This is a genomic window from Pseudomonas sp. PA-4-8C, from assembly GCF_021606625.1.
Classification (GTDB): Bacteria; Pseudomonadota; Gammaproteobacteria; order Pseudomonadales; family Pseudomonadaceae; genus Aquipseudomonas; species Aquipseudomonas lactis.
Genome location: NZ_WKCD01000014.1, coordinates 23,101 through 48,387, shown reverse-complemented (window position 1 = coordinate 48,387; position 25,287 = coordinate 23,101). Strand labels below are relative to the sequence as shown.

The window sequence follows — 25,287 nt, the reverse complement described above, 5'->3', positions numbered from 1 at the left end:
CCCGCCTGGGTCAAATAGGCTGCAAAGCACCTTCAACATAAGGGACGACACATGCGCACCGTACAGACCACCAGCCCGCAGCAAGCCTGCGAAAACATCCTGATCGACGAAAAGCGCTACAACACCGAGCGCGACATCCTGCGTAGCGAGAATGCCGTCATCGATCGCCTGCTCGCTCGCAGCCTCGAGATGAAACAGGCCTACGGCGAACTGCACGAAAAGTTGTCCCCGCAGCCACCGGCACTCAGGGTATTTCTAGGCCTTTTGCTGAGTACCGCAGCTTTTTGGAGCCCGGAAAGGATCGCCAAGTCCCGCACCCAACGGGACGAACTAGTCGAAACCAACCGTCAGATCGCGCGAAAAGCCGAAGACTTGGCGCAGCTACTGGAACAGCGCTCCCGACTGCATGAAACCTCCGGTTTCAGCAGCCACACCCACTATCACGTCTGCGATGTGATCGAGGCGGCAGCCGGGAACCACTCTCTGTTCAATGCCTACGTGAAAGAACGCCTGGACACCCTCTGCGGCCAGTTCGACCTGAAATACTGGCCCTCGCTGGATCAGCTTGTCCGCGCGGTGTCGACGGACGCAGAAAATGCCACTCTGGAAGCCACAGATCCGCTGACCCTGGCTGCGACGGCCGCGACGCGTCCCTCTCGGGCCGACTTCTTCAAGACACTGTTCGCCGCCATCGAGGAGAACAGCGCGCACCACCATGGACAGCTTCCCGAAGGCTTCCGGCTCACCGATGGTACGTTGGCCTCATTGGCGAACTGCGCGTTGGACCTGGTGCCGGACGAGCTGGCGGACAGCGCCTATGTGAAACGGCTTCGCCAGCGCGAGCGCAATGGCGACATGTGATGCTGTTCTGGCCACATTCGGCGGTGCAGCAAAAAGGGGGCCGAAGCCCCCTGCAGCTAGAGCAATCCCTGCTCTGCGAATGAAACAGTGTCCTCGCCGCCCACGATGATGTGATCCAGCGCGCGCACCTCCACCAGCGCCAGGGCCTCCTTGAGGCGCTGGGTCAGCACCTTGTCCGCCTGGCTTGGCTCTGGATTTCCGCTCGGATGGTTGTGCGAGAAGATCACCGCCGCTGCGTTGACTCGCAATGCCTCCTTCACCACTTCGCGCGGATACACCGAAGCCTGGTCGATGGTGCCACGGAACAACTCCACGTATTCAAGCAGCCGATGCTGACTGTCGAGGAACAGTGCCGCGAACACCTCGTGCTCGAATCCAACCAGTTTGGTGCGCAGGTAGTCCTTGACCAGCTCCGGCGCGGTGAACAGCGCCCCGCGCTGGTATTTCTGGTCGATCACCTGGCGCGCCACGTTCAGGATCTCGTCCACAGACGCGGGCAGGTAGCGCCCCTGCGCGTCACGCACCAGCAGCATGGAATCGAACGTGAAAAAGGAAAATTGCGACATGGTCGTGCTCCGGTTGCACGGGCGGAATTGCCCGGAACCGGTGCCAGCACGGCGCAGCGCAAGCTGTCAGGGGTCCACGACGGCCACAGGACGCCAGCGCGCAACGCGCGCGCAGCCCTTGACAGCGAGAACGCCGTGATACGGTGAAGGGAACAGCAAGACCGCCCCCACTCCACCCACGCCACGGATCGGCAAGCGGAGCGCGCAGGCCCACAAGGGCCGGAGGTGTCAGGGATCAAAGCCGAATGGCCGCGACTCGGCACGAGGCGTGGGGCGCAGTCCGCGAGCCCGACGGCGGAACGCCGGGACACACTAGCCAATAGCGAACACACGAACTCGCAACTTCAAGTCAAACAGAATGAAGGGATAAAGCTCATCGGCGAAGGATGAACACTCGTCCAATTGGCACGGTCTACCAGAAGAACAGGCAGCACGAAGATATTGATCCGTTATAAGGCCACTGCTAGGATCGAAAACGGTTCTGGTCTCCGCCTTGCTGCCTCGAGGAAAACCAGCTCAAATCGAAGCCCATATTTCCCTTGTGGCCAGCCCGGCAAGCAGCATGCTCAGCAAAGCGAAAGCTTTAAAGGCTGCATTTTGTCGAGGAAATTTGTGATGTTCGATTTCGAATGTGTAACTAACGCGGTTCGAGCCATGGAGCTGGACAGCGTGCCCGACGACCTTTCCCGCTGTCGTCAGCTGGAGCTCAAAGCAAAGCACTTGGGCTACCAAAACTGGAACCATCTGCTCGACACTTTGAAGAACGAGCCCGCAAAAGACCGCCTTCATAAAAGCACAATGCGCCTGATGCAGCGGGTTTGCCAAGTGCGCTTGCCGCTCCGCAACAAAGCTTACGTGCAACTGACTGTCCTACCTGTGGGCGGAGTTGGTCATTACAGCTACTGGATAGGCTGGGATAAGACAGGCAATGAAGTTCGCGTGCCGCGCCCAATTGATGGCCGGGAACAAGCACGAAAACTCCGCAAACTTCAGCCGTCTCCCGTTTTTGCTATCGAAACGGAAAGAGAACTCATAGCCTGGCAGCATTTGTGGTTTTCGACCGCAATAGTGCTACCAGACTTAGCCAGAGAGTTCTTTCCAGCGTTGTTCAACAAGACGCACCTTGTGGCAAAGAATCCGCCCATTGATATCATCAAAGAAAAGTACGAGGCCATGGGTGACCTCTATGCAAATAACCTCGAAGAAAATTAAATAAAACTTCAGCGGCTCTCCTCGGAGCCGCTGAAACAGCTTACTGAATCGCACCGGACTAACCGGATAAGCCACTGCAATTGAGTCAGTCGGGCGATCGGCCTCTTCTTAGCTCGACGGGTTCCAGTACGGTCGAGGGCACTGCCAGACAATACTCCTGCTCAACACCTCTGCCCTTGCATTTGAGCAGGGCGAACAGGTCCCGCAGAGGTGGATCCTGCCGCTCTAGCCAAGGGAGCAGCGCCGGGACCAGGGCAAAGTTCTCTCGCCAGATGGTTTCGTCTCCATACTGATCGACTATTTCGGGACTCAGAAGCGGTACCAGCATACCCGCGTCGGGCAAGGCTTCGGCTATGCGCCGGGCATTGGCCAGGCCAACCGGGTCAAGGTCAGGCAGCAGCCAGATCTTCGCGCCCTCCCAGCAAACCAGCAGCGCCAGCAGCCGATCGGACAGCCAGCCTTCGTAATAGGCCACCAGCGCGCCGCTCAATGCTGCCGGCAGGCGTGCCGGCAGATGCAACAAGGTGTCGCGGTTTTCCACTAACACCACATGGCCGGTCGGTCTGGGTGTCGCTTCGGGCCTGCGCTCGTCGTGCCATAGCAGCTTCAGAAACGCAGGGGAAGGCGATTCCCATTGCAGGGCATTGCCCTGCGCATCCACCCAAGTAACAGCCTCGCCAGCGCTGCAGCTGATCATGAGCGAGGGCAGTCGCCCCCCGCGCTTGCTCGAGCCGGCGTTGATGATGTTCAAGCCGCGCACCGAACAGCTGTCCAGATCCGTTGGCGGCTGCAGCCGGGCGATGCGCTGTCCTAGCGAATCCGAGTGCTGCACGATCACATGCGGCGACACGCGCCCGGGCACACGGCCCACCGTGACGATGCCGGAGACTCTGAGCTGATCGAGCACCGCTTCGAGTGCCTTCGGCCAACTGCGTACAGGGACAGGTCCTTTGCGCAACCGCTCGAGTATTTCCAGCTCTCTCGACCGATTCATGGCTGCGCTACCGTGTCAGCCTTCGTGGTCTCCACCTGCAGGCTATCACCGAACTGCCCGACGTCTACCTCGTACTTCTCGTCTCTCTCGCTTTGCTGCGGAGCCTGCACCGGCTTGTCGTCTTCGGGATGGTCAAAGTGCTGCCAGTCCGCCTGGGTCACGTAGACACGGTTGTCGGTGTTGATGCACTCACTGATATTGATGCAGTAGCGCACCGTGGTAGTCGGGTCGACGGATGCAAAAACAGGGGTGAAACCAAGGTTCTCGCTGAATGCCAAGATAGTGCGCTGGTTGCTCGGGTCAACCGAAGCAATCTCGTCCAGGTAGAACGGCAGGAAAGGTTCGACCCGGGCACCGCGGTCGGTCAGGTGACGGATCAGCGAGAAGTACAAAAGTGGCTTGAGCGTCATGGTCGAGCCATTAGAGGCCAGCTCGTCGAGTGTGTTGCAGACGATGACCTTGCCGTTGACCTCTTCCACAGTGAATCCGATGTCGAATAGGTCGCCGAGTTCAAGGGTACCGTCACGACCATCTTCAACCAGACGAGACAGCCGATCCATGGCGCGCACCAGCTCGGTCTGGGATGCGCCCCCGCCTTGCTGGCCGAACAGGTCGGTCTCGTTTTCGTCAGCCTGGGCGATGTGTGAGGACAGGGTATTGATGGCGTCGAGTATCGGTTCGTTCCTCTTCAGATCTAACCTGAAGCCGCGAAGGTTCGAGACTTTGCGCGCATTGATCCGGCGGTTGAATAGCGAAATCTCGTGTTCCAGCGTCACGTAGTTCTCAGAAAGATCGCGCAGAGCCCCCGAGAGCTGGGCAATGCCCTCCTGATGGTAGCGCTTGAGCATCTCACGCATTTGCGGCAGCGTTTCCAACCGCTCGCGTGCGTGCTGCACCAGATCGCTCAGACTCTCGTGTCGGGCAAGATCAGGTAGGTCGCCAACGATCGAGTGCTGGTAGTTCTTCATGGTCAGGGCTATGCGGTCGAGCGCGTTGCTGATCCACTCCAGCCGGTTCAGCGTGTCACCGAAGTTGTACCCGGTAAGATCGCGTTCGAAGGCCTCGGCCGGCCCGTCAGCAGGAATAAAGGGACTGTTCTGGATCTGGCGGTGCTGCTGCACGTCCTTGAGCTGGCGGGCCTGCTCGAGGGCATCGTTGAGCTTCTGCTCGATAACGTTGATGGCCCGGGTGGCACCCTCGATCCGTTCCTGGTGCCCTTGCAGCCACTCGTCGATCTGAGCGAGGCACATCATCACACCCTCGAGCACCTGACGATCAGCGGTCTCGGTGGCTTCCAAGACCTCGAGCTCGGTCAGCTCCTGCAGGTAGCCCTGCTGGTTGCTCAGCTGCTTTGCCAGCGAATCCAATTCGGTACGCTTGAGCGCCTGGTTCTGGGCAACCTCGAGTTGCCCCTGAAGCTTGGCCAGGTCCTCTTGATACATGGCGATCGACTGTTGCAGCTGCGCCGGGTCATCGCTATGAAAATCCATTGGAGGCAGATCGGTCAGGTCGAGCTCGAAACCCTGTAAATTTAGCAGCCCCTCCTTCGACATGAGTTGGGTGCGTACCCAATGGTTGAAACTGCCCGGGCGGATTTCGGTCAGCGCTGTAGCCTCAAGGCTGAACATGTCGCTGCGAAGCAGCCGCGACAGCTCGGCCTTTTCCGCATCGACAAAGCCCTGGGTATCCAACAGTCCGTCGCCATTGCGGATCTGCTCCAGCCGCTTGTTGAGCTTGCGAATTTCATGTTCAGTGTGGCGCAGCCTGCTGCTGACGGTTGCCACATCGTAGATGTCAGCCTGGCGCAACTGATCGCTGAGCGTGGCGTGCTGGGCTGTCAGTGTTCGAATCGACTTCTCGACCGCCTCGCGGCAGGTCATCGCATTGCGCTCGCGCAACTCGTCGAGGCGGGTCAGCCTGCCGGCCAAGGTGATGCGCTGCTCGACCGTCCGGTCGCGCTCTTGCATGCGGCTATTAAGCTGTTCGTTGAGCTTGGCGCGCTTTTCGATTTCTCCCTTGTGCAGCGCGTTGAGCTGCTCGATGCATAGCGGTGTCCGCTCCACCGCCAGGGTCAGGTTTACCCGCAGCTCGCGCACCAGCCAGCCACCTTCTTGCGAAAGTTCGGTGTATTCGTCGTATTCCTTGCCTAGGGCCAGGATGTCCTCGCGACGGTACCCCAGGCGCTCGACTTCCCGCTCGGCAAGACGAAAGCGCTGGAAGGCGCGCTCGCGGACCTCTAGGAAGTTCAAATTGGCATTGCTCAGTTTTTCACTGAAGACGTTGAGGATGAGTTCCTTGATCTCGCGGCTCTTGAGTAGCGGCTGAGTGAGCAGGTTGCGATAGATCTGGCGGAACACCTGGTAGCGCCTTTCGTTGGCGTTGGCCAGCGGCACCATGGTCACGTCCCAGTCACCGCCTTTGACCCGCCCGCTCTCTCCGTAGAGCATTTGGCGCATCTGTTCGCGGGTCAGGTTGCGCACCTCGATGCCCTGTTCGTACCAGTGGCGGAACAGCTCCTTGTAGGGGCGTATGCGGTTGATCGGGTCGACGAAGTCACCCATGTCCAGCTCACCTTTAGCCACGAACAGTTCATATTCGTTGCCGGCGGTAGGTCCCTTGCCGTGAGCACCGACGATGAACACGCCGTCGGGGGTCAGTACCTCCATCAGTAGGTAGCTGTGGTCGCTGGGAAAGAAGAACGCGCGGCTGGTGTTGGCCTGGTGGGCGCCGAAGTGCATGTGTGCTAGGTGGGTGAAGAAGAGAAACTGCATGCTTTGCAGCGCCTGGGTCTTGCCCAAGTTGTTGTGTCCGCAGATGCTCAGTGGCCCGTCCATGGGGAAGACCGACATGATGTGGTTGCCGGAGTTGACCATGGCGTAATGGCGCACGCCCCAGCGGGTCTTGAGTGCTTTGCTGCGCATCGTTACTCCGGGGTCTCGTCGTCTTCGTCGGGTTGGGTATTCAGAAAGTCGTCTGCCAGCTCGTCCACTGAGCGGTCGCTGTAGGAATAGTCTTCCCCACGCTCTTTGGCCTCGAGCTGTTGCTGATGCTGGTCAGCCAGGCGCCGGCAGATGTCGAGGTAGAAGTAGGCCGGCAGGCCCAGGGTGTAGGCGACCTTGTCTTGGGAGAGACGGCGTTCATTCATCACCCCGACGTCGACCAGCCGGCGAATACCGTTGTCGATGAACGACTCCACACTGCCCAGTCCAAGACGGGTGAGCCGGTCGTGGTACTGGTTGAACATCGCTCCCAGGTCGTCGAGGATGATCGGTTCTTCATGGGTGATCATCGATTCGATCGGAAGGCCCTTGTCGCAAAAGTGTTCGATCAAGGAGAAGATCGCCGCTGCTGCCATGCGCTCGCGCTGGGGCAGCTGGGCCTGGCTCATCTCGCGCGGCTGCAGGTAGTAGAACCCTGTGGTGTGATGTCGCAGCTCATGCCCCATCATGCGCAACAACACCTCGTAGGTGTCCTGAAAGCGCGACAGCTCGCGATATTCCTTGATCCGGTCAGTGCTGCTGATAAAGCGCCCCGCCTCGAGCGCTTCGACAACCCGGGGGAACAGGCTGAGTTCGCGATCTAGGCGCTGGGCATAGTGTCTGGCATCGCGCACGCGATCTTCGAGCGACAGCTCGAGACCCTCGGCAGATTCGGCCTGAGGCAGATCATCCATCGGCGGGCTCCCGGGTAGGCAAGGGTTCGTAATGTCTGTAGAAGGCGATCGGGGCCGGTCGCCGCGGGGCCGGTTCGGCATTGTATGAGCGCCGGTTCATGCGGATTTCGAGTTCCTCGAATTGGTAGTGCTGCATGTCGTCGTGGCGCTGGATGAAAGGTGCAGTCTTATCTTCCATCGTCAGCCGGGTCAGCACGCGCAGCACCGAGTCGGGCCGGGCATTGGGGTACTGAGCCATCAGCTTTGCGACAACATCCTCGACAGGCTGCTGCTGCTTCAGCCAGCTGAGCATCTGCGGGGATATCTCCCGGCGCTCGCGGGCCTCGAGCGCCGCGGCCGAGGGGGCGCGCACGAGGATCGCGTCGGGGGCAATCGACTGCAGCTCCTTGAGCTGCGCCCACCAGGCCTGCAGCGAATCCTGGTCAGGCTTGTGGACGCGTCGCTTGCGCGGCGGCAAGGCCAGAGTGTCACTGCGCGTCAATTGGCTGCTGTGGTGGCCAAGGTCCTGAAGTCCCAGCGCCGCTCCCTGGGCGATGCGCGCATTGATCTGCGCCTGGCGCACAAGCGGCGCCAGATGGCTCGCCATGTTCTCGATCGAATGATTGAGGCTCTCGCGAAAATCGAGCATGCGAAACAGGATGCTGTCTATTTCGTAGCGGGCATCATCCATGCTCAGCAGGTGCAGCGCCGGGTCCTGCTGCCACTCCTGCAGGGTGCGTTTGATGCGCATGAGCGAAAGATCGAACGGCCCACCCATGCTCTTCATCTGCAGCGCCGGTGTCACGTACTCGTCCCAGGCCTTGATCACCTGCTCATAGCGCTCGGCCAGCGGCTGGCTCTGATCCGAGCGCTTGGCCTTGTCCACCAGCGCGTAGATAGCACGTCTATTAGATTCAACCATGCGGCGCAACGTCTGAAAGCGCGACTGCATCTCCTGGGACTTGGCAAAAAAGCCCGTGCGCCGACCGCTGAGCAGGGCCGCAGCCAGCTCTTCAAGGTGCCCCTCGAGCCTGTTGGCGTTAGCGCTGATCTCCTCGATCAAGCCCAGACTCTGCTCATCGAGCAAAAACTGCACAAAGGGCACGATCTGCAGGTTCAGCGAATAGCCCCGCCCACCGCGGGAGAACTCCGAAAGGATGCCGATATCGACCATGCGCTTGACTGCCACCTGCTCAGGCTGGTCGGTGCCGACAATGAACGGCCGTACGATATGCAGCAGTTCGCGCTCGGTCAGGGTGCGGGTTTCGTAGCGAGACCAGATGGTACTTACGATGTCCCAGCAGTCACCAAGGGCGCGAATGAATGACCGTGGTTTCATTGAGCCTCAGGCCTATTACAGATAAATGGGACATAGACTGCCCATGCTCTGGAGCCTGAAAAGCAGGGCCGCCCCTCTACTAGACTCAACTTTCTTGCTCTTCGGGATACGCTGCTTGGGGAATTGATACCCATCCATCACGGGTAATGCCTGCCCCGATGCGTATGTTCTGGCTTTCGGTTGCTGCCCAATGCCCTCCCCGGTGCAGTACAGCGCGGATCACCGACTTCCGTGGATGATCCTCATCCGCCTTGGCAGAGCTGCATATGGCATTCCAGGTATGTTTGTCTGGCATGCTGTCCAACCTTGGGCCAACCAACTGATCCAGAATCTCAGTCGAAACATTGTGTCGCCCGCCATGATGCGGCACCTGAAAATACCGAATGCCGGGCAACGTAAATCCCGCAAAAGGTGCGTAGTCAATCACCTCTTGTAGCGCTTCACGCCCGGCGTCGCCAGTAAGCATGACGCGATGGCCATTCAGGACAGCCGACTGCACTACACTCATTTCATTTTCACGACTAGTTGGCGCAGACGGAAAATACTCGTCGCCCCACAAGGATTTGATGTAGGAGGTCGCAGCCTTAACTGCCCGAAAAATGCTACTCAGAGCACTATCCATGGCACCTTCTTCAACAGCTTCAGGTGTCTTCGTGGAATCCACGATTAAGTCCATGTAGCGACCAAGCGTCGGTGCCATCACCGTGAAGGGGCCGATGCTCTGCCCCTGAAGCGGGGCATGAATGGGGATTCCCTTCTCAACCGCAATATCCTCAAGAGCTGCAGTGGCATCGTAGACAGAACGTAATTTCCGCCTCAGCGCTTCCACCGACTCATAGGCCTCGAAGCGATCTATCAATTGCTCTGCATATATCCACGGCCTATTAATCCAGAGATTCCTGACCGAGCATTGTTCCAAGACTTTTCGAAGCCCATTGGCGTGATCGCGATCCGGATGCGTGAGGATCACGTGATCGATAACTGTTGTGCCGTAGTAGGTTTTCAGGTGCTCAACGATCTGATCCCCGGTATCCAGATAACCACCGTCAACCACATGTATACCTTCGGTGCCATTTACCGAGTAGCGCAGCGTGATCGCATCCCCGCTCTTCGCTGTTTCGACGCCAAGAAAATCGATCTCAAAGTAGTCAGCCATACATCCCTCTTGCCTAATACCAACGAAGTGCCGGTGGTTTTCCACCTACCAGCGATCCACCGCACATGTGAGTCCTGTCGGAGTCCATACCAACGACACAGCAGGAAGGCCACCAGCATCCTCGGCGATGCCGCGTAACGTATGTCGGTCTATACCCGAATGAGCGCCGCCTTTCGGATGGCTGTGCCAAGTGCCGATAAAGGCGAGATATCCCAAAGAGGCCGAATTCGCAGTACGCAAACTTTGAACAAGCCCATCGGTGCCCAAAACGAAGCGTGCGGCCTCTCGAACGCTGTCTGGCGGTGCCTCAACAAGCCCCGCAATGATGATGGTTCGATTTTCAAACGAGATGCGGCCGACCAAGGCGCCGCCTGTTTCCAACGCGCCCCAGCGCAGCGCATCAGCATGGATCGCTTGCGCGACCGTGTGCAGAATCCGAATGTTCCAGCCACCATCGTCCGCTACATCGAGCACAGTGGTGGTGCCAAGACTGGCGCGGGTCCATGCTATGCCGAGGCCTTCGGCATCCGAGATCCCAGCGCAAAGCGTCGCTTCCTCCGGAAGCCCGTCAACGAGCCAGCGTTCCAGTTGTAGCCCAGCAAGTGAAGCAGACCGCGAAACGACGGCATCAGACATTGGCATGGTCAGTGAGCGGCAGTTGTCACCCACAAAAATACGCGTCGGCTCGGATGTATCACCGGCAATCGACGCACGCAGTTCCGGCACAAATCGGCAGCACTCGAACAAGAATGCCGTGAGGTCATCAACCCGACCGGCGCGACCAGATCCTTCGAGCAAAACTGCAACACAGCGGCCCTGACCATACATCGCGATCCGTACCAGCCGGGCAGGTGATTGATCCAGCGCTGTCGATTTTGTTTCTGCGGCCAGCACCTGAAGTGAAGCCGTTGCGTCCACGATGAGCGCTGCATCCTGCGGAACGGTTGTGGCGAACTGTGCCGAATCGACCAGGAGGGTCACTGCGTCGGCGTCGAACGCGCGCGCTTGAAGATGCGACAGCTCCTCAAAGGCCGTCTTCATCAGAGCCACCTTCCGAGGTGGAACCAGCACTGATGCCCTCTCAATGAGTGCATGCCGTGCTGCGTTGTGAGGCGACATGGATTCGTTGTCGACGAAAACCATTGAGCCGAAACCGGCTCGCCCCAGGTGCATCGCGATTTTCGACCCTACGCTTCCGCAGCCGAGCATGACCAGCGGCTGCGATGTGGTCGCCGCTGGAATGCCGGACGTCCTTGCCAGCAGTTCGGGAGATAACGCATGCGCGTGAAAGGCCGGGTGAACCGTGGCATTTCGATCCAGGAGCGATTGAGCGTTGAGCTCATAGCGCACCACGTAGGGCAATACCTCGACACTTCTCCCTGGAGAGCCAACAAGCGACGCAGGCCGCTGTACAGTCAGAATTACAATCGCGTACAAGCCATGCGTCCAGGCACGCGAGTCTTGCCGCATATCCAAGATCGAACGTCCGTAGTAGCCGTCCAGGCCTTGGGCCAAAGCGTCGCGATCAATACCCAGTTCCGCTGCTCGATCGAACAACGTCGCGAGATCGACAACCGTCTCGGGTTGGTAGTGGCCGACCACATGCGGGTGGCCGCCGACCATTGGGGCTCGCGCAATGAAGACCGCGGCATGGCCATTTCCCCATTTACTCAACTTGTCGTTGTGAACATCTTGGGAAAACACAGGATCGACCTGTGCGGTCAGCTCGGCATTGACGATGGCGTATAGCCCGCCATCAATCGTCACGTATCCGGCGGGGACCACCAAAATAGTGCCGTCAGAGGGAGCCGCGGCCGCGACCTTCTCAGCGCTAAACACAACGGTTGAAGGGCAACTGTCTCGACGCGTCGGCTCCCACCCATGCTCCAGGTCCAGCAGAGTCCCGGCTGCGGCTTTATGCAGCCAATCAATCAACTGATCGACAATGGCATCCAGGCCAAATCGATGCAGTAGCTCGTCCAAAGATCCCTCGAACAGGCAAGGTGAGACCAGCTCACCTTCGCGGTGGGGGTTGATGTGTGGCAACTTGAGCGGGAAGTCCGTACGCAAGAAAGGCTTGGGCGCGGATAGGGGCCAGTCACTGCCGAATACCAGAACGCATGTCTCGACCGAGCGCACGCCGGTCTCGGATACGCCATTGCGCCGAGACCGGCTCGGCAGCTCAACAGCAACATCGACTTCAATCTGCGTCGATTCCCCGCTTATCCTTGGCTCCTTAACGCGGACAAGGCCTCGATGCCGCTGAAGTTGATGCAGTGCGTCCGCGATGCTGTCCGTCATGATGCACCGTGCGGCATGGGAGTGCGCGCTGAGGTGATCACGGCTGCGGCCTTCGATCCAGCCTCCTTCTTCGAGGGAGGCTGCACACCCTGAGCGGTGACGGTAAACACTAGAGGCTCGACAGATTTTTCGCTCGGGTATTCGCCCGTGCAGTAAAACTCGCCTTTTGCTTCGTCCACGATTGCTACGTACTCTCGCTTTGCACGGATGCAGGGCGGATCACTGGCGTCGTCTGCAATCGGCTTACAACTGGCGACGATGACAGCACCGTCACGCGTCTGCGAAAGCGCCTTACGAGCGTCGGCGTCGAGTTTGGCCTTCTCGCCGTAGTCGGACCAGCTGTCATAGGACAGCGAATGCCAGGAACAGTGATGCGGTGCCTGCATGATGTCGTACTCAAGCACATCGGTTTCGGTCTTGTGCCGCTGCCACTGGCGGTTCCAGATGAATACCTCAGCATCGCCGCCAGTAAGGAATTTCGCACCATCTGGCGTCTGCGCATCAGCAGCCAATGTGATGTTCAGGATCACGCTCGACTGATTCTTGACCAGGCACTCTTCCTCTTCTTCGTCGTCCTGGGCATCCAGGGGCGCCAGAAGAAACGCGGAGAAGAATGCGGAACTCTTGCCATTGATCGTCGAGAAGCGCGTGTCCACCCTCCGCACAATCGGAGTGAGATCATCAGTCTTTCCGTCGATGTCCTCGCCCATGATCTGAATACGGTCACCGTTCCCGACGGCAAAATTCTTGTCGCGGTTCAGCTGTACCCGCCGACGCGCCTCCGTGTTGAATGCCTTGGCGTCGTCGCTCAATGTGTGCGTCTTGCTGGCGCGTCGAAACACGATCGGGGACGACCACATCTCGCGGATCACGATCTTTTTGTCCTTGTCGTCCTGCTTGTCATCTGGGTACGTGTCCAGCGGCCCCAGGTGGAAGTGCCGAGTCAGGCCTCGGCAATGGTCTTGGTCTGGGTGGCTCAGCAAGAACGCATCGACATAAGGCCTACCGTTTTCATCCCTCTTCAAACGGTCGCGCAGATCCTTGGCGACATCGCGCGCCTCCCCATCAGGGTCGTCGGCATCCTGCCTGATGTTTGCGTCGATCAGGAGGGTGGTTACGTCGATATCGCCGAACTTGATAAGGGCCATATCCCCGTTGTCTACGGGGAAAAACGTGATGGTTGTGGGCATCTGGGTCTCCAGGTAGACGACCTAAGGAGTAGTCGCGTATATTTAATGTACGGATATTATTTATATCCGTCTACTTTTTAGGCGGTCACCATGAAAGAAACCTCGATTACTACTGCCGAACCCTCTGAGTCCAAGGGCTTAAGCTGGGGTTTGGAGAGCAGACTCCAGTTCATCGATTTTCGTCTGCGCTGGGAGCGGCGCATCAATCGGATGGATCTCACCGAGCACTTTGGCATATCGGTTCCTCAGGCATCACTGGACATTGCCAAATACACTGAGTTGGCACCGAGCAATCTGACTTATGACCGCAGCTCCAAGACCTACACAGCCACTCTGCATTTTCAGCCGCTTTACCAACGAAGCTCGGCGCAACGCTATCTAGCGGAACTGCTGGCGACCAAGATGGGAATTGTCGAACCGAGAGCCACCTTTATCGGCTCAGCGCCCGAGACCGATTGGGCACCTTCCCCCTGGCGCACGATCAATGAGCAGACCGTAGAAGCAGTGGTCCGAGCCATTCGGCAGCAGGAAGCTATTCGAGTGAGCTACCAGTCCATGACGTCTCTGGACGAATCAATCCGGTTACTTTCGCCGCACGCTCTTGGTAATGACGGTTTCCGCTGGCATGTGCGCGCGTATTGCCACAAGCGTCAGCGCTTTAGCGATTTTGTTCTCGCCCGAATTTTGCGCATCGAAGATTTCGAGCCGAGCCATGTGGACTCCAGCCAGGATGCGCATTGGCACACCGTGTTGACGCTAGCGCTTGCGCCGCATCCCGATTTGCCTGCAGCCAAGAAACGAGTCTTGGAACTGGACTACGGCATGGAAGACGGGCAGGTCAAACTGCCCTGTCGTCAAGCGTTTCTGTACTACACGCTAAGGCGTTTGGGCTTGCATACCAAGGAAGCGCCAGATCCTCTCGCGCAACAGATCACGCTGAGAAATCGCGATGAAATCCAACCCTACATCGATGCTTTGACAGCTCAGGCCTGACATCCCATGACAACAATTTTCGAACTAGTTAAAGACCCGTACGAGCGCAAGGCTCGCGTAGTTCCAGGTCTTCTCGTGGCATTGCCATTGCTCGTCCCTTTGATATGCGTATACGGAGCAAAGCACCCTGTGCTCACAGGTGTTATCGGTTTACTTGGCGGCTGCGGTGCCATTTACGCGCTTGCGAGCGTGGCACGCGGGCGCGGCAAAAAGCTTGAAGAGCTTTTAGTTAAAAAATGGGGAGGCATGCCTACAACCATAGCTCTGCGGCATCGCGACAATTTTCTCGATAATGTCAGCAAGCAGAGGTACCACTCCGCGATCACTACCAAACTGGGTATTGATATACCAACGGCAGAAGAAGAATCAGCGAACCCTGACAAAGCAGACGATACCTACATTGGAGCAACCAAGCGACTTCGCGAACTCACGCGCACCAATAAGCAACTTCTGCTGAAAGAGAATATTGCCTACGGATTTCACCGCAATATGCTGGCAATGAAGCCCGTCGGCATCGTGTCGAGCCTCTTGGGAGTCCTCTACGGATTGCTGATTGCAAAGGTTCTGCAGATAACGCCTCCCCATTTTTTCCCCGTACACTTTGCCGACCCGGGGCTCGCCGCTGGCTTGACGTTACTTATTTCGATGGCGCTACTTGCGGCCTGGCTGCTGTATTTCGATCAGAGTGCCGTCAGACGTATGGGATTCGTGTATGCGGAACGCCTATTTGAGTGTTTACCGTCACTGACTTCTTCAGCATCACGAAAGAAAGCGCCAAAATCGACACCTACAGAATGACACCCCACCCTCCGACTGCACTCTTCACGTGCAGCCGGTTGGGCTGCGGGGATAAGGGAGCTGGATCGAACTAACTGGAGAGCTGCCACGACATCAGCGATGAAATAACATCACTGAAAGATATCAAGCAGCCAATAATCGCACCAAGCCTGCCCCTGTACGCCGCAGCTGGTTGTCCCGATAAGCACTGAATCGCACGATACCCCCATCCAGCCAGACTCATGGAGTCCGAGATGGAACATCTATCGCCTACGCCCGGTGCTTCAATCTCCGAGACCGCCCTGTCTCTTCCGATGCCTGGCACGGATGCCTACGAGGCACTGCCGCAGTTTCCGAAACGCAGCCCCCTACCCTTCCGGCGCACCATTCGGCGGCAAGAGCTGAGACAGATCATCCCCCTGTCCGAAACGACGATCTACGAAATGGAACGCCGTGGAGAGTTCCCCCGGCGCTTCAACCTGACACCGCGTTGCGTAGTGTGGGACTTGGCCGAGGTCGAAGCGTGGATTGAGGAACGCAAGCAGGCCCCTCGCACGAACATCAGCAGGCCGGATGTCCGCCTAAGAAAAACCCGCCCTGTTCGGGCGGGCGCAGACCAAGAATGAGGCCAGTGACGGCCTCAACCAACAAGGGCTTCCAACTCCCCGGAAGTCGAGCGCGATAATCGTCGACCTTCCTTGGCCACGTTAACCTGCAAAGCCACGCGCGCCACGTCCTGAACCTCCCTGGCCAGCTCGTAGCTGCCCTTGGCCTGCAGCCAGGCCAATACGTCCGCTAGGTGCCAGATCGACGCACTGCCCTCATGCACAGGTGCTGGGAAGCTGCTTGGGTGGGCCAGCATGAGCTTGCGCATGTTCTGCCGCGACACGCCGACCATCTCCGCCACGTCGGTCAGACCGACCAAATCCGGGGCTACCTCGATCAATTTGGCCGACGGTACGGCTCTGCGCACGTCAGCCAGTGCGCTGCGCACAGCCGCATCTGCGCTGTCCGCTTCGCGGGTGAACTCCAGCGCCAACCGCCCCGGCTGGCCGATGCCGACCAAAGAATCATCGCAACCGGCCTCTCCAAGGCGCTCGACCAGCGCATCCGGGTCACGATCATCGTCGGCAAGTTGGTACTTCAGAGTAAAGGTATATTCCATCGTATTACTCCTCAGCACCGTCCGCGGCTTCTTGCTGCTTACGGTGCGTGGTGCAGTTGTCCACGACACGCCCCAAGGCGCGTGCGTGATTGCCAGGGCTCTTCGGCGTGCTCCATACGCTGGTGATGCAGAACTCGCCGCAGCGACACTTCTCATCGTTGTAAGGGCAGTAGATCCGCCCCCAGGCATGGCTTCCACCTACTTCCACGCGCCAGCCCTGCTCTTCGGCGTACCTCAGTACTTCCTCGACCTCTTTCTTCGGATGAGAGGGACGGGCCATCAGTGATCTCCAGTATTGGCATAACAAGCAAGGTTGTCAACTGACAACCTTGCCATTCCTTTAAACCGCAGCACTCAGCACCGGCACGACCACATTGTCCGGCAGCAGTTTCGGCACATGAGTGCGACCATCGATCCAGGCATCGACCATATCCGCCCACTCCTGCAGCATGTGGCGCCGCTGCTTGGCGTACTCGGCCTTGTTGTAGACCGATCGCGAAGAACGTCCATCCTCGTGCGCCAGGCACTTCTCGATCCAGTCGCCATTGAAGCCTACTTCGTTAAGCAACGTAGAGCCCGTCCGGCGCAAGTCGTGAACCGTGAATGGCTCCAACGGCAGTCCAGCCTCCTTGGCACGCGATGCGATAAGTTGCGTGATCCGGTTCAACGTTGCGTGCGACATGCAGCGATAAATCTCATAGCGCGATGGCAGCACGAACTTGGAGCCACCAGCACAGGTGTGCAGTGCCACGAAAATGTCTAGGCACTGGCGTGATAGGTAGACCACATGCGGATTACGCCCCTTCATCCGTTGCTTTGAGATCGTCCAGGTGGCGCTTTCAAAGTCCACCTCATCCCAGGTCGCCTCGATTAACTCGCTCTTGCGCACCAGGGTCAGCAGCACCAGTCGCAAGGCCAGCCTGATGGTGGGGTACGCCGCGATGGATTCCAACTGATGGAAAGCCAGGCGTATCTCCGTCGGAGTCAACGCTCGGTCCTTCGGCACAAAGGTGGCAATCGAGGCCGCCTTCACATCGTTGGCCGGATTGTCGATTTTCTCCCCATGCAGGGCCGCGAACGCATACACCTGCTTCACGATGTCACGAATGTGGACGGCCGTGGCCGGGGCACCGCGAGCTTTTACCTTGGCACAGAGTGCCCGCAGGTCGTCAGGAGTGACTTCGGTCAGGAGCCGGTTCTCGAAGACCGGCAGAATGTCGCGGTCGATGATGCTCTTGCGCATTGCCCGCGTACTGTCGGCCATGCGCGTATCGGCCAGCCAGCTCTTCAGCATCTCGCCGAACGTCTTGGCGGCTGTCAGGCGTCGCTTGGCCCTCTGCTTCTCCAGGGAGGGTGAGTTTCCCTGGGCGACCATGCGCTTGGCATCGAGCAACTTTTCGCGAGCCATGGCCAACGAAATGCCCACTGGGCCATACCGCCCAATGGTCAGCGTTTCCCTGCGTCCATTGAGACGGTAATCGTAGCGAAAGGTGACGGTACCGCTAGGCGATACCGTCACGTACATGCCATCGCGGTCGGAAGCCTTGTACGGCTTGGCCTTGGGTTTGAGATTGCGCAGTGCGGTGTCGGTAAGCATCGAGGTTTTTCTCCTGTTCATGACGGCTTTACCGTCAAGGGTCAGGAGACCTGTTGATGCCGGGAAAGCCGCGTAACAGAAGCTTTCCCAAGGAGAGATTTACCGTCAAAGACCGGTTTGGTCTCGATAGTAAACGGGAGGGTCTTAATCCGACCTCCGGTTCCTACCGTCACCGCTACCGCCAAACCATTCTGCTGCCTGGCGATAGTCACCGATAGATACCGTGACGTGTTTTCTTTCAAATCAACACGTTACAGCATCTTATCGATAGGTACCGATAGTCCCCGAAGGACCTGATTTCACTCCCACTCAATCGTCGCCGGCGGCTTGCTCGACACGTCATAAGTAACGCGCGAAATACCTTCGATCTCATTGATAATCCGGCCGCTGACCGTCTCCAGCAGTTCGTAAGGCAGGTGAGCCCAACGCGCCGTCATGAAGTCGATGGTCTCTACGGCACGCAGCGCAACAACCCATGCGTAACGACGGCCATCGCCTACAACGCCAACCGATTTCACCGGCTGGAACACCACGAACGCCTGGCTGACCTTGTGGTACCAGTCGGCCTTGCGCAGTTCTTCGATGAAGATGTGGTCGGCACGACGCAGCAGGTCGGCGTATTCCTTTTTCACTTCACCGAGGATACGCACGCCCAGGCCCGGGCCTGGGAATGGGTGGCGGTAGACCATGTCGTACGGCAGGCCCAGTTCCAGGCCCAGACGGCGGACTTCGTCCTTGAACAGCTCGCGCAGCGGTTCTACCAGCTTGAGGTTCATTTCCTCAGGCAGGCCACCCACGTTGTGGTGGGACTTGATCACGTGGGCCTTGCCGCTCTTGGCGCCGGCCGACTCGATCACGTCGGGGTAGATGGTGCCCTGGGCGAGGTACTTGATGTTGTCCAGTTTGGTGGACTCGGCATCGAATACGTCGATGAAGGTACGACCGATGATCTTGCGCTTCTTCTCCGGGTCGGACTCGCCGGCCAGGTTGTTGAGGAACTGGTCCTCAGCGTTGGCGCGGATCACCTTGACGCCCATGTTCTCGGCGAACATGGCCATCACTTGCTCACCTTCGTGCAGGCGCAGCAGGCCGTTGTCGACAAATACGCAGGTCAGCTGGTCGCCGATGGCCTTGTGCAGCAAGGCCGCCACAACCGAGGAGTCAACGCCGCCGGACAGGCCGAGCAGCACGTTGTCGGTACCGACCTGGGCGCGCACTTGGGCGATGGCGTCTTCAGCGATTTTAGACGGGGTCCACAGGGCTTCACACTCGCAGATGTCGAGGATGAAGCGCGACAGGATGCGCCCGCCTTGCTTGGTGTGAGTCACTTCCGGGTGGAACTGCACGCCGTAGTAGCGACGCTCGTCGCTGAACATGCCAGCGATCGGGCAGCTCGGGGTGCTGGCCAGGATGTGGAAGTCTTCCGGCATTTTGGTGACCTTGTCACCGTGGCTCATCCATACGTCGAGGCCGAACAGGCCGTCGGCGTCGATGTGGTCTTCGATGCCGTCCAGCAGGCGGCTCTTGCCAACCACGTCCACACGGGCATAACCGAATTCACGCAGCTCGGAACCTTCAACCTTGCCGCCCAGTTGCTCGGCCATGGTCTGCATGCCGTAGCAGATGCCAAATACCGGCACGCCCAGGTCGAATACCGCTTGCGGGCAGCGCGGGCTGTTGGCTTCGTGAACGGACTCGGGGCCACCGGCGAGAATGACGCCTTTGGGTGCGAATTCGCGGATCGCTTCATCGTCCATGTCGAACGGGTGCAGTTCGCAGTACACGCCGATTTCACGCACGCGGCGGGCGATCAGTTGGGTGTACTGGGAACCGAAGTCGAGGATCAGGATGCGGTGGGCGTGAATGTCGAGGGCCATGAAGTCAGTCTCGTCTAATGAATCAGAAACAACTCGGGGCTGAAGAACAGCCCCGGTTACTTAACATTTTGCTGGAAGGCTCAACCTACACGGTAGTTTGGCGCTTCCTTGGTGATCTGCACGTCGTGGACATGGGATTCAGCCATGCCGGCGCCGGTGATCCGCACGAACTCTGGCTTGGTGCGCATTTCTTCGATGTTGGCGCTGCCGGTGTAACCCATCGAGGAACGCAGGCCGCCCATCAGTTGGTGAATGATCGCGCTCAGGGTGCCTTTGTACGGCACACGGCCTTCGATACCTTCCGGTACGAGCTTCTCGGCGCCTGCCGAAGAGTCTTGGAAGTAACGGTCGGAAGAGCCTTGCGCCTGGGACATGGCGCCCAGCGAACCCATGCCACGGTAAGCCTTGTACGAACGGCCCTGGAACAGTTCGATCTCACCTGGCGCTTCTTCGGTACCGGCGAACATCGAGCCCATCATCACGCAGGAGGCACCGGCAACGATGGCCTTGGACAGGTCACCGGAGAACCGGATGCCACCGTCGGCGATCAACGGTACGCCCGTGCCTTCAAGGGCAGCGGCGACGTTGGCGATGGCGCTGATTTGCGGCACGCCCACACCGGCAACGATGCGCGTGGTGCAGATGGAACCTGGGCCGATACCGACCTTGACTGCATCGGCGCCAGCTTCGGCCAAAGCCTTGGCGGCAGCGCCGGTGGCGATGTTGCCGCCGATCACCTGTACGTCAGGGAAGTTCTGCTTGACCCAACGCACGCGGTCGATCACGCCTTTGGAGTGGCCGTGGGCGGTGTCGACCACTACCACGTCAACACCGGCAGCAACCAGGGCCGAGACGCGGTCACCGGTGTCTTTACCGGTACCAACCGCAGCGCCAACGCGCAGACGACCTTGGTCATCCTTGCTGGCCAGCGGGTAAGCCTTGGCTTTTTCGATGTCGTTGACGGTCATCATGCCTTTGAGGGCGAATTTGTCGTCGACGATCAGCACGCGCTCGATGCGGTGCTTGTGCAGCAGTTCGCGCACATCGTTCTTGTCGGCGCCTTCCTTGACGGTGACGAGGCGCTCTTTAGGCGTCATCACTTCGCGGACGGTCACTTCAAGGCGGTTCTCGAAACGCACGTCACGGGAAGTGACGATGCCGACCAGGTCGCCATCGTGCAGCACCGGGACGCCGGAGATGTTGTGCATGCGAGTGAGTTCGAACAGATCACGCACGGTGGCGTCAGCTTCGATGGTGATCGGATCTTTCACCACACCGGCTTCGTAACGCTTGACCTTGCGCACTTCGGCAGCTTGCTGCTCGATGGTCATGTTCTTGTGGATGATGCCGATGCCGCCTTCCTGAGCCATGGCAATGGCCAGACGGGCTTCGGTGACGGTGTCCATGGCAGCGGAAACCAGGGGAATATTCAGCTCGATGCCACGGGTTAGGCGGGTCTTGAGACTGACTTCGTTAGGAAGCACCTCGGAATAACCGGGCACTAGGAGAATGTCGTCGAATGTCAGAGCTTCTTGGCTGATACGCAGCATCGCGGGGGCTCCCGAGCGGGAAAATGGAAGCGCGCCATTATATACATGCACCCTGCCGGGCTCAATGTAAAACTCTGACAAACTTGGTAATAGTGATAGATGGAGAAAACCCGCAGCTTTTTCTGTAGGAGCGAGCTTGCTCGCGAAGGAGGCAAAGGCACCGCGTTAAATCAGACTCACCCCGTTATCGTTGACGATTTTCGCGAGCAAGCTCGCTCCTACAGCTCAACTTTGACCCAGGCAATCTTCTGGTCCAACCAGTCGGCAAACTCGTCGATAAAGCTCTGCTTGAAGCCCGCCTCTGCCCAATTGTTGAAGATAAAGCCCAGGTTGGAAAAACCGCATTCCTGCAGAAACAGGAAGCCATTGATATCGTCTTCATGCCCACACAGCGGGCAGGTGAAGTTATCGGTGTGGCCGGGCATCCAGTCTTCCAGGCTTTCGAACAGCGCTTCTCCGACCTCCTTCAGGCACTCCGGGCAACCGGCCTCCTCGAGAAAGCCCTTGGCCGGGGTATAGATGCAACGCTTATAGATGATCTCCAAGCCATTGACCGGCTCGTTGAACGGCAACGCCTCGGGATGCAGCACCACGGCGCGGGCGCCATCGGCCAGGGCGTAGCCCATGCGGTTGCCGGTGCGGCCGCAAGTGGTGAGCTCTTCCTTGATGATGTTCTTGCGCACCAGCCAGCGCACAATCGCCCGGGCGCGGGGTTCGTGGACGGGCAAGGTGGAGATTTTCGGGACAAGGATGCTTTGGGAATTCATGGGAGTCCTGCGGTGTGGCTACTGGCGCCATCGCGGGCAAGCCCGGCTCCCACAGTTGATCGCATTCCAGTGTGGGAGCCGGGCTTGCCCGCGATGACGCCCGGGAGGACGGCAGCTTAATCCCTGAAAAAATCAGGTCAAGTACTCACATACCGCCCGATCAACGCAATACCACTGGCCAATACCAACCAGGTCACCAACCGCACGAACGCCTCACGAGACAGCCGCATCGTCAGCCTGCGCCCACACCACAGCCCCAGGGCCATCGCTGGCAACAGGCAAACCGCCAACATCAATAACGGCCAATCTGCATAAACCCCGGCAATCAGGAACAGACTCAAACGCACAACCGTGCTGCAACTGATCAGCGCACTTTGCGTAGCCCGCGCTGCGTCCTTGGGCAAACGGCTATTCAGATAGATCGCATATAAAAAGCCGCCACTGCCAAATAGCGCACCAAACAGGCCACCCACAGTGCCCATGGGAATCGACCACCCCGCCGCCAGCTGACTGGGCCGTGCTTTCACCGCCAGGCTGTAAATCGCGTAGGCGCTGATAAACAGCCCCATCAACAACAGCAGCAGGTCCGAATGCAGGTTGAGCAAAAACACCACCCCCAGGGTGCAGCCGATGGCCATGCAGGGCAGCAACCGCAACAGTTCTGGCTTGTTCACATCGCGCCGCGTTTGCAGCAGGCCACCAAACGCCGCGACAAAGTCCAGAAGCACCAGCAACGGGATGATCTTCGACAGCGGCATGAATAGAATCAGGATCGGCCCCGCCACCAGCGCGGTGCCAAACCCGGCAATGCCGAACACGATGTAAGCCACCGCCACACCCAGGCCGATCACCAGCCAATCAACACCGCCGAACGACCACTGGCTCATCAGCTCAACCGGGCTCATGACTTATTCCTTCTATTTCAGATGCCACTCACTTTAGCCATCGAGGAGTGTTGCGACTAATATCTTCAAAGCTCGCTACCCATCTCAAAAAGGCATGACTTGTGATCTCCACTCGCCAACTGCGTTATTTCGTCGAAATCGCCGACAGCGGTAGCTTCAGTGCCGCGGCCGAACGCCTGTTCGTGGCGCAATCGGCGTTGAGCCGGCAGATCAAGGAGCTGGAATCACAACTGCAAACCCCGCTGTTCGAACGCACTGCACGCCAGCCACGGCTGACGGCCGCCGGCGAAGCCTTTTACCCACGGGCGCGCAACCTGCTGAGTGAGTTGCTCAAGGCCAGCGACCTGGCGACGCAAGTGGGCCAGGGCCAACTCGGCACTCTGCGCCTGAGCCACTCGAGTACCGTGCCGATGAGCGGCGCGCTACTGCAAGGCATCAGCACGTGGCTGGAGCGCTGTCCGGGTGTGTCGATGGATATCGTCAAGCTCTCCTCCGAAGCCCAACTGGAGGAAATCGCCGAGGGGCGACTGGACGTCGGCCTGCTGCGGTTGCCGGTGTTGCGCCAGCGCGAAGGCGTGCGCGTGGTGCCGTTGTACACCGAGCCGTTGGCGCTGGCGGTGCCGACAGGTCACCCGTTGGCACGCAGCGACGCAGCGGTGGAGTTGGCGCAACTCAAGGACCAAGCGTTTATCTCGATCCCCCATCCTCAGCGCGGCGGGCTGAGTTATCTGTCGGCCGAATTGTGCATGCGTGCAGGTTTTTTCCCCAAGGCGGCGCGGGTGATGTCGCGCAAGACCACGCAGTTGCAACTGATCCAGGCTGGTTTCGGTATTGCCTTGTTACCAAAATCCATGCAGGACATCGCCCCCGCCAACCTGCACTTTTTACCCCTGGCCGACCCGGACTGCCACAGCACCGTAGCGCTGGCCTGCGCGCAAGCGCCAAACGCGTTGGTGGAGCAATTCTGTCAAACCCTGCACGAATGCCTATAAACTGCCGCCCATGATTAAAGATCCTTTTGCCCGCTTGGGCCTGGACCGCGAAGTCCTGACTGTCAGCCAACTCAACGGCCGTGCGCGGGTGTTGCTGGAAGACGTATTCACCAATATCTGGGTGGAAGGCGAGATCTCCAACCTCGCCCGCCCGGCTTCCGGTCATGTGTATTTCACGCTCAAGGACAGTGGCGCCCAGGTGCGTTGCGCGCTGTTTCGCAATAACGCGGCGCGGGTACGCCAGGCACTGAAAGACGGCCTGGCGGTGAAGGTGCGTGGCAAGGTCTCGTTGTTCGAGGGCCGTGGCGATTACCAACTGATCCTCGACACCGTGGAGCCGGCCGGTGATGGTGCGCTGCGCCTAGCCTTCGATGCACTGAAGGAAAAGCTCAGCGCCGAAGGCCTGTTCAGTGCCGAACGCAAAGTGGCGCTGCCGGTGCATCCTCGGCGCATTGGCATTATCAGTTCGCCGACCGGTGCGGTGATTCGCGACATCATCAGCGTGTTCCGCCGCCGTGCGCCGAACGTTGAACTGACCCTGATCCCTACCGCCGTGCAAGGCCGCGAAGCAATCGCGCAGATTGTGCGGGCGCTGAAACTCGCCGACGCACGCGGTTTCGACGCGCTGATCCTGGCCCGTGGCGGTGGCTCCCTGGAAGACCTCTGGTGTTTCAACGAAGAGGCGGTGGCTCGCGCAATAGATGCCTGTGTTACCCCCATCGTCAGTGCCGTCGGCCATGAAACCGATGTATCCATCAGTGACTTCGTGGCGGACGTGCGCGCCCCTACCCCCTCCGCCGCCGCCGAGTTGCTGGCCCCAGACGCCAGCCATCTGGTGCGCCAAGTAGAAAATTTGCAGCGCCGCCTGGTGATGCTGATGCGCAACCGCCTGAGCCACAGCCGCCTGCGCCTGGAAGGCATGGCCCGCCGCTTGCGTCACCCTGGTGAGCGCTTGCGCCAACAGGCCCAGCGCCTGGATGACCTGGACATGCGCTTGCGCCGTGCGTTTGAGCGCAGCCTCAATACCCGTCGCGAGCGCTTGATCCGCCTGGAAACCCGCCTCGCCGGCCAGCATCCTGGCCGTCAACTGGCCCTCTTGCGCCAGCGCCTGGACAGCCTCGCCGAACGCCTGCCCCGCGCCATGCGCGAAGGTCTCAAGGCGCGGCGCCTGCAACTGCAGAGCCAGGTGCAGACGTTGCAGGTGGTCAGCCCGCTGGCGACCCTGGGCCGTGGCTACAGCATCCTGTTGGACGAGCGCGGCCAGGCGATTCGCAACGCCGCACAAACCCACACCGGCCAGCGCCTCACCGCGCGCCTGGGTGAAGGCCAATTGCAAGTGCGGGTGGAAGACAACCACCTGACACCCGTCACCCTTTCATTATTGGATTGATCG

22 protein-coding genes are annotated in these 25,287 nt (G+C 59.1%); 7 read left to right on the top strand and 15 right to left on the bottom strand.

All coding sequences use genetic code 11. The features are described from left to right. Positions 1–51 precede the first annotated feature (51 nt). Positions 52–861 (top strand): hypothetical protein, encoded by an 810-nt coding sequence (locus tag GIW04_RS04735; RefSeq protein WP_023446517.1) that lies wholly within the window; start codon positions 52–54, stop codon positions 859–861. A gap of 56 nt (positions 862–917) precedes the next feature. On the opposite strand, the gene radC is transcribed toward GIW04_RS04735, so the two are convergent. Then, a complete protein-coding gene (radC, locus tag GIW04_RS04730; RefSeq protein ID WP_023446518.1) occupies positions 918–1,427 on the bottom strand; it encodes a RadC family protein in 510 nt (169 codons plus the stop codon). 615 nt (positions 1,428–2,042) lie between these two features. On the opposite strand from radC, the gene GIW04_RS04725 reads away from it, so the two are divergent. Beyond that, on the top strand, positions 2,043–2,639 hold the full coding sequence (locus tag GIW04_RS04725; RefSeq protein WP_023446519.1) for a hypothetical protein: 597 nt from the start codon (positions 2,043–2,045) through the stop codon (positions 2,637–2,639). Between the two features lie 85 nt (positions 2,640–2,724). Here GIW04_RS04725 and GIW04_RS04720 read toward each other — a convergent pair whose 3' ends face one another. The 7 genes from GIW04_RS04720 to GIW04_RS04690 form a co-directional block, all read right to left on the bottom strand. Further along, positions 2,725–3,633, bottom strand: a complete 909-nt coding sequence (locus GIW04_RS04720) for a hypothetical protein (RefSeq protein ID WP_236269774.1) — start codon at positions 3,631–3,633, stop codon at positions 2,725–2,727. Continuing rightward, on the bottom strand, positions 3,630–6,554 hold the full coding sequence (locus GIW04_RS04715; protein WP_236269775.1) for a hypothetical protein: 2,925 nt from the start codon (positions 6,552–6,554) through the stop codon (positions 3,630–3,632). The genes GIW04_RS04720 and GIW04_RS04715 overlap by 4 nt, the downstream gene beginning before the upstream one ends. Before the next feature lie 2 nt (positions 6,555–6,556). Continuing rightward, positions 6,557–7,306: a chromosome partition protein MukE gene (locus GIW04_RS04710; RefSeq protein ID WP_236301358.1), complete on the bottom strand. Its 750-nt coding sequence runs from the start codon at positions 7,304–7,306 to the stop codon at positions 6,557–6,559. After that, the gene (locus GIW04_RS04705; RefSeq protein WP_236269777.1) at positions 7,299–8,624 is read right to left on the bottom strand and encodes a hypothetical protein; all 1,326 of its coding nucleotides are present in this window, start codon (positions 8,622–8,624) and stop codon (positions 7,299–7,301) included. The genes GIW04_RS04710 and GIW04_RS04705 overlap by 8 nt, the downstream gene beginning before the upstream one ends. An 85-nt stretch (positions 8,625–8,709) precedes the next feature. After that, on the bottom strand, positions 8,710–9,780 hold the full coding sequence (locus GIW04_RS04700; RefSeq protein ID WP_236269778.1) for a ComEC/Rec2 family competence protein: 1,071 nt from the start codon (positions 9,778–9,780) through the stop codon (positions 8,710–8,712). A 45-nt stretch (positions 9,781–9,825) separates the two neighbouring features. Next, positions 9,826–12,081, bottom strand: coding sequence for a Mov34/MPN/PAD-1 family protein (locus GIW04_RS04695; protein ID WP_236269779.1), 2,256 nt, complete (start codon positions 12,079–12,081; stop codon positions 9,826–9,828). Next, positions 12,078–13,271: a metallohydrolase gene (locus tag GIW04_RS04690; protein ID WP_236269780.1), complete on the bottom strand. Its 1,194-nt coding sequence runs from the start codon at positions 13,269–13,271 to the stop codon at positions 12,078–12,080. Before GIW04_RS04690 ends, GIW04_RS04695 begins: the two co-directional genes overlap by 4 nt. Positions 13,272–13,361: 90 nt before the next feature. Between GIW04_RS04690 and GIW04_RS04685 the strand changes: the two genes are divergently transcribed. From GIW04_RS04685 to GIW04_RS04675, 3 genes are all read left to right on the top strand, one after another. Further along, complete coding sequence (locus GIW04_RS04685) at positions 13,362–14,264, top strand: WYL domain-containing protein (RefSeq protein WP_236269781.1); 903 nt, start codon at positions 13,362–13,364, stop codon at positions 14,262–14,264. Positions 14,265–14,270: 6 nt separating this feature from the next. Further along, on the top strand, positions 14,271–15,062 hold the full coding sequence (locus GIW04_RS04680; protein ID WP_236269782.1) for a hypothetical protein: 792 nt from the start codon (positions 14,271–14,273) through the stop codon (positions 15,060–15,062). Positions 15,063–15,295: 233 nt separating this feature from the next. Beyond that, on the top strand, positions 15,296–15,667 hold the full coding sequence (locus GIW04_RS04675) for a helix-turn-helix transcriptional regulator (RefSeq protein WP_236269783.1): 372 nt from the start codon (positions 15,296–15,298) through the stop codon (positions 15,665–15,667). Between the two features lie 14 nt (positions 15,668–15,681). Here GIW04_RS04675 and GIW04_RS04670 read toward each other — a convergent pair whose 3' ends face one another. The 7 genes from GIW04_RS04670 to GIW04_RS04640 form a co-directional block, all read right to left on the bottom strand. Continuing rightward, on the bottom strand, positions 15,682–16,206 hold the full coding sequence (locus GIW04_RS04670; RefSeq protein ID WP_236269784.1) for a helix-turn-helix transcriptional regulator: 525 nt from the start codon (positions 16,204–16,206) through the stop codon (positions 15,682–15,684). Between the two features lie 4 nt (positions 16,207–16,210). Next, positions 16,211–16,486 (bottom strand): hypothetical protein, encoded by a 276-nt coding sequence (locus tag GIW04_RS04665; RefSeq protein WP_236269785.1) that lies wholly within the window; start codon positions 16,484–16,486, stop codon positions 16,211–16,213. A gap of 60 nt (positions 16,487–16,546) precedes the next feature. Next, positions 16,547–17,803 (bottom strand): tyrosine-type recombinase/integrase, encoded by a 1,257-nt coding sequence (locus tag GIW04_RS04660; RefSeq protein WP_236269786.1) that lies wholly within the window; start codon positions 17,801–17,803, stop codon positions 16,547–16,549. 299 nt (positions 17,804–18,102) lie between these two features. Then, positions 18,103–19,680 carry a glutamine-hydrolyzing GMP synthase gene (guaA, locus tag GIW04_RS04655; RefSeq protein ID WP_003193997.1) on the bottom strand — a complete coding sequence of 526 codons (1,578 nt, stop codon included), beginning with the start codon at positions 19,678–19,680 and terminating at the stop codon, positions 18,103–18,105. An 80-nt stretch (positions 19,681–19,760) separates the two neighbouring features. Next, positions 19,761–21,230, bottom strand: coding sequence for an IMP dehydrogenase (gene guaB / locus GIW04_RS04650; RefSeq protein ID WP_003193998.1), 1,470 nt, complete (start codon positions 21,228–21,230; stop codon positions 19,761–19,763). Positions 21,231–21,448: 218 nt separating this feature from the next. Continuing rightward, complete coding sequence (locus tag GIW04_RS04645; RefSeq protein WP_032895403.1) at positions 21,449–21,997, bottom strand: hypothetical protein; 549 nt, start codon at positions 21,995–21,997, stop codon at positions 21,449–21,451. Between the two features lie 137 nt (positions 21,998–22,134). Next, complete coding sequence (locus GIW04_RS04640; RefSeq protein WP_003194000.1) at positions 22,135–22,902, bottom strand: sulfite exporter TauE/SafE family protein; 768 nt, start codon at positions 22,900–22,902, stop codon at positions 22,135–22,137. Positions 22,903–23,003: 101 nt separating this feature from the next. On the opposite strand from GIW04_RS04640, the gene GIW04_RS04635 reads away from it, so the two are divergent. Together GIW04_RS04635 and xseA are read left to right on the top strand one after the other, a co-directional pair. Further along, positions 23,004–23,894 carry a LysR family transcriptional regulator gene (locus GIW04_RS04635; RefSeq protein WP_120248564.1) on the top strand — a complete coding sequence of 297 codons (891 nt, stop codon included), beginning with the start codon at positions 23,004–23,006 and terminating at the stop codon, positions 23,892–23,894. Positions 23,895–23,904: 10 nt separating this feature from the next. Then, positions 23,905–25,284, top strand: coding sequence for an exodeoxyribonuclease VII large subunit (xseA, locus tag GIW04_RS04630; RefSeq protein ID WP_003194002.1), 1,380 nt, complete (start codon positions 23,905–23,907; stop codon positions 25,282–25,284). Positions 25,285–25,287: the final 3 nt, after the last annotated feature.

Coding starts and splice junctions, on each gene's coding strand:
- GIW04_RS04735 (WP_023446517.1), top strand. CDS start 52: ATGCGCACCGTACAGACCACCAGCCCGCAGCAAGCCTGCGAAAACATC.
- radC (WP_023446518.1), bottom strand. CDS start 1,427: ATGTCGCAATTTTCCTTTTTCACGTTCGATTCCATGCTGCTGGTGCGT.
- GIW04_RS04725 (WP_023446519.1), top strand. CDS start 2,043: ATGTTCGATTTCGAATGTGTAACTAACGCGGTTCGAGCCATGGAGCTG.
- GIW04_RS04720 (WP_236269774.1), bottom strand. CDS start 3,633: ATGAATCGGTCGAGAGAGCTGGAAATACTCGAGCGGTTGCGCAAAGGA.
- GIW04_RS04715 (WP_236269775.1), bottom strand. CDS start 6,554: ATGCGCAGCAAAGCACTCAAGACCCGCTGGGGCGTGCGCCATTACGCC.
- GIW04_RS04710 (WP_236301358.1), bottom strand. CDS start 7,306: ATGGATGATCTGCCTCAGGCCGAATCTGCCGAGGGTCTCGAGCTGTCG.
- GIW04_RS04705 (WP_236269777.1), bottom strand. CDS start 8,624: ATGAAACCACGGTCATTCATTCGCGCCCTTGGTGACTGCTGGGACATC.
- GIW04_RS04700 (WP_236269778.1), bottom strand. CDS start 9,780: ATGGCTGACTACTTTGAGATCGATTTTCTTGGCGTCGAAACAGCGAAG.
- GIW04_RS04695 (WP_236269779.1), bottom strand. CDS start 12,081: ATGACGGACAGCATCGCGGACGCACTGCATCAACTTCAGCGGCATCGA.
- GIW04_RS04690 (WP_236269780.1), bottom strand. CDS start 13,271: ATGCCCACAACCATCACGTTTTTCCCCGTAGACAACGGGGATATGGCC.
- GIW04_RS04685 (WP_236269781.1), top strand. CDS start 13,362: ATGAAAGAAACCTCGATTACTACTGCCGAACCCTCTGAGTCCAAGGGC.
- GIW04_RS04680 (WP_236269782.1), top strand. CDS start 14,271: ATGACAACAATTTTCGAACTAGTTAAAGACCCGTACGAGCGCAAGGCT.
- GIW04_RS04675 (WP_236269783.1), top strand. CDS start 15,296: ATGGAACATCTATCGCCTACGCCCGGTGCTTCAATCTCCGAGACCGCC.
- GIW04_RS04670 (WP_236269784.1), bottom strand. CDS start 16,206: ATGGAATATACCTTTACTCTGAAGTACCAACTTGCCGACGATGATCGT.
- GIW04_RS04665 (WP_236269785.1), bottom strand. CDS start 16,486: ATGGCCCGTCCCTCTCATCCGAAGAAAGAGGTCGAGGAAGTACTGAGG.
- GIW04_RS04660 (WP_236269786.1), bottom strand. CDS start 17,803: ATGCTTACCGACACCGCACTGCGCAATCTCAAACCCAAGGCCAAGCCG.
- guaA (WP_003193997.1), bottom strand. CDS start 19,680: ATGGCCCTCGACATTCACGCCCACCGCATCCTGATCCTCGACTTCGGT.
- guaB (WP_003193998.1), bottom strand. CDS start 21,230: ATGCTGCGTATCAGCCAAGAAGCTCTGACATTCGACGACATTCTCCTA.
- GIW04_RS04645 (WP_032895403.1), bottom strand. CDS start 21,997: ATGAATTCCCAAAGCATCCTTGTCCCGAAAATCTCCACCTTGCCCGTC.
- GIW04_RS04640 (WP_003194000.1), bottom strand. CDS start 22,902: ATGAGCCCGGTTGAGCTGATGAGCCAGTGGTCGTTCGGCGGTGTTGAT.
- xseA (WP_003194002.1), top strand. CDS start 23,905: ATGATTAAAGATCCTTTTGCCCGCTTGGGCCTGGACCGCGAAGTCCTG.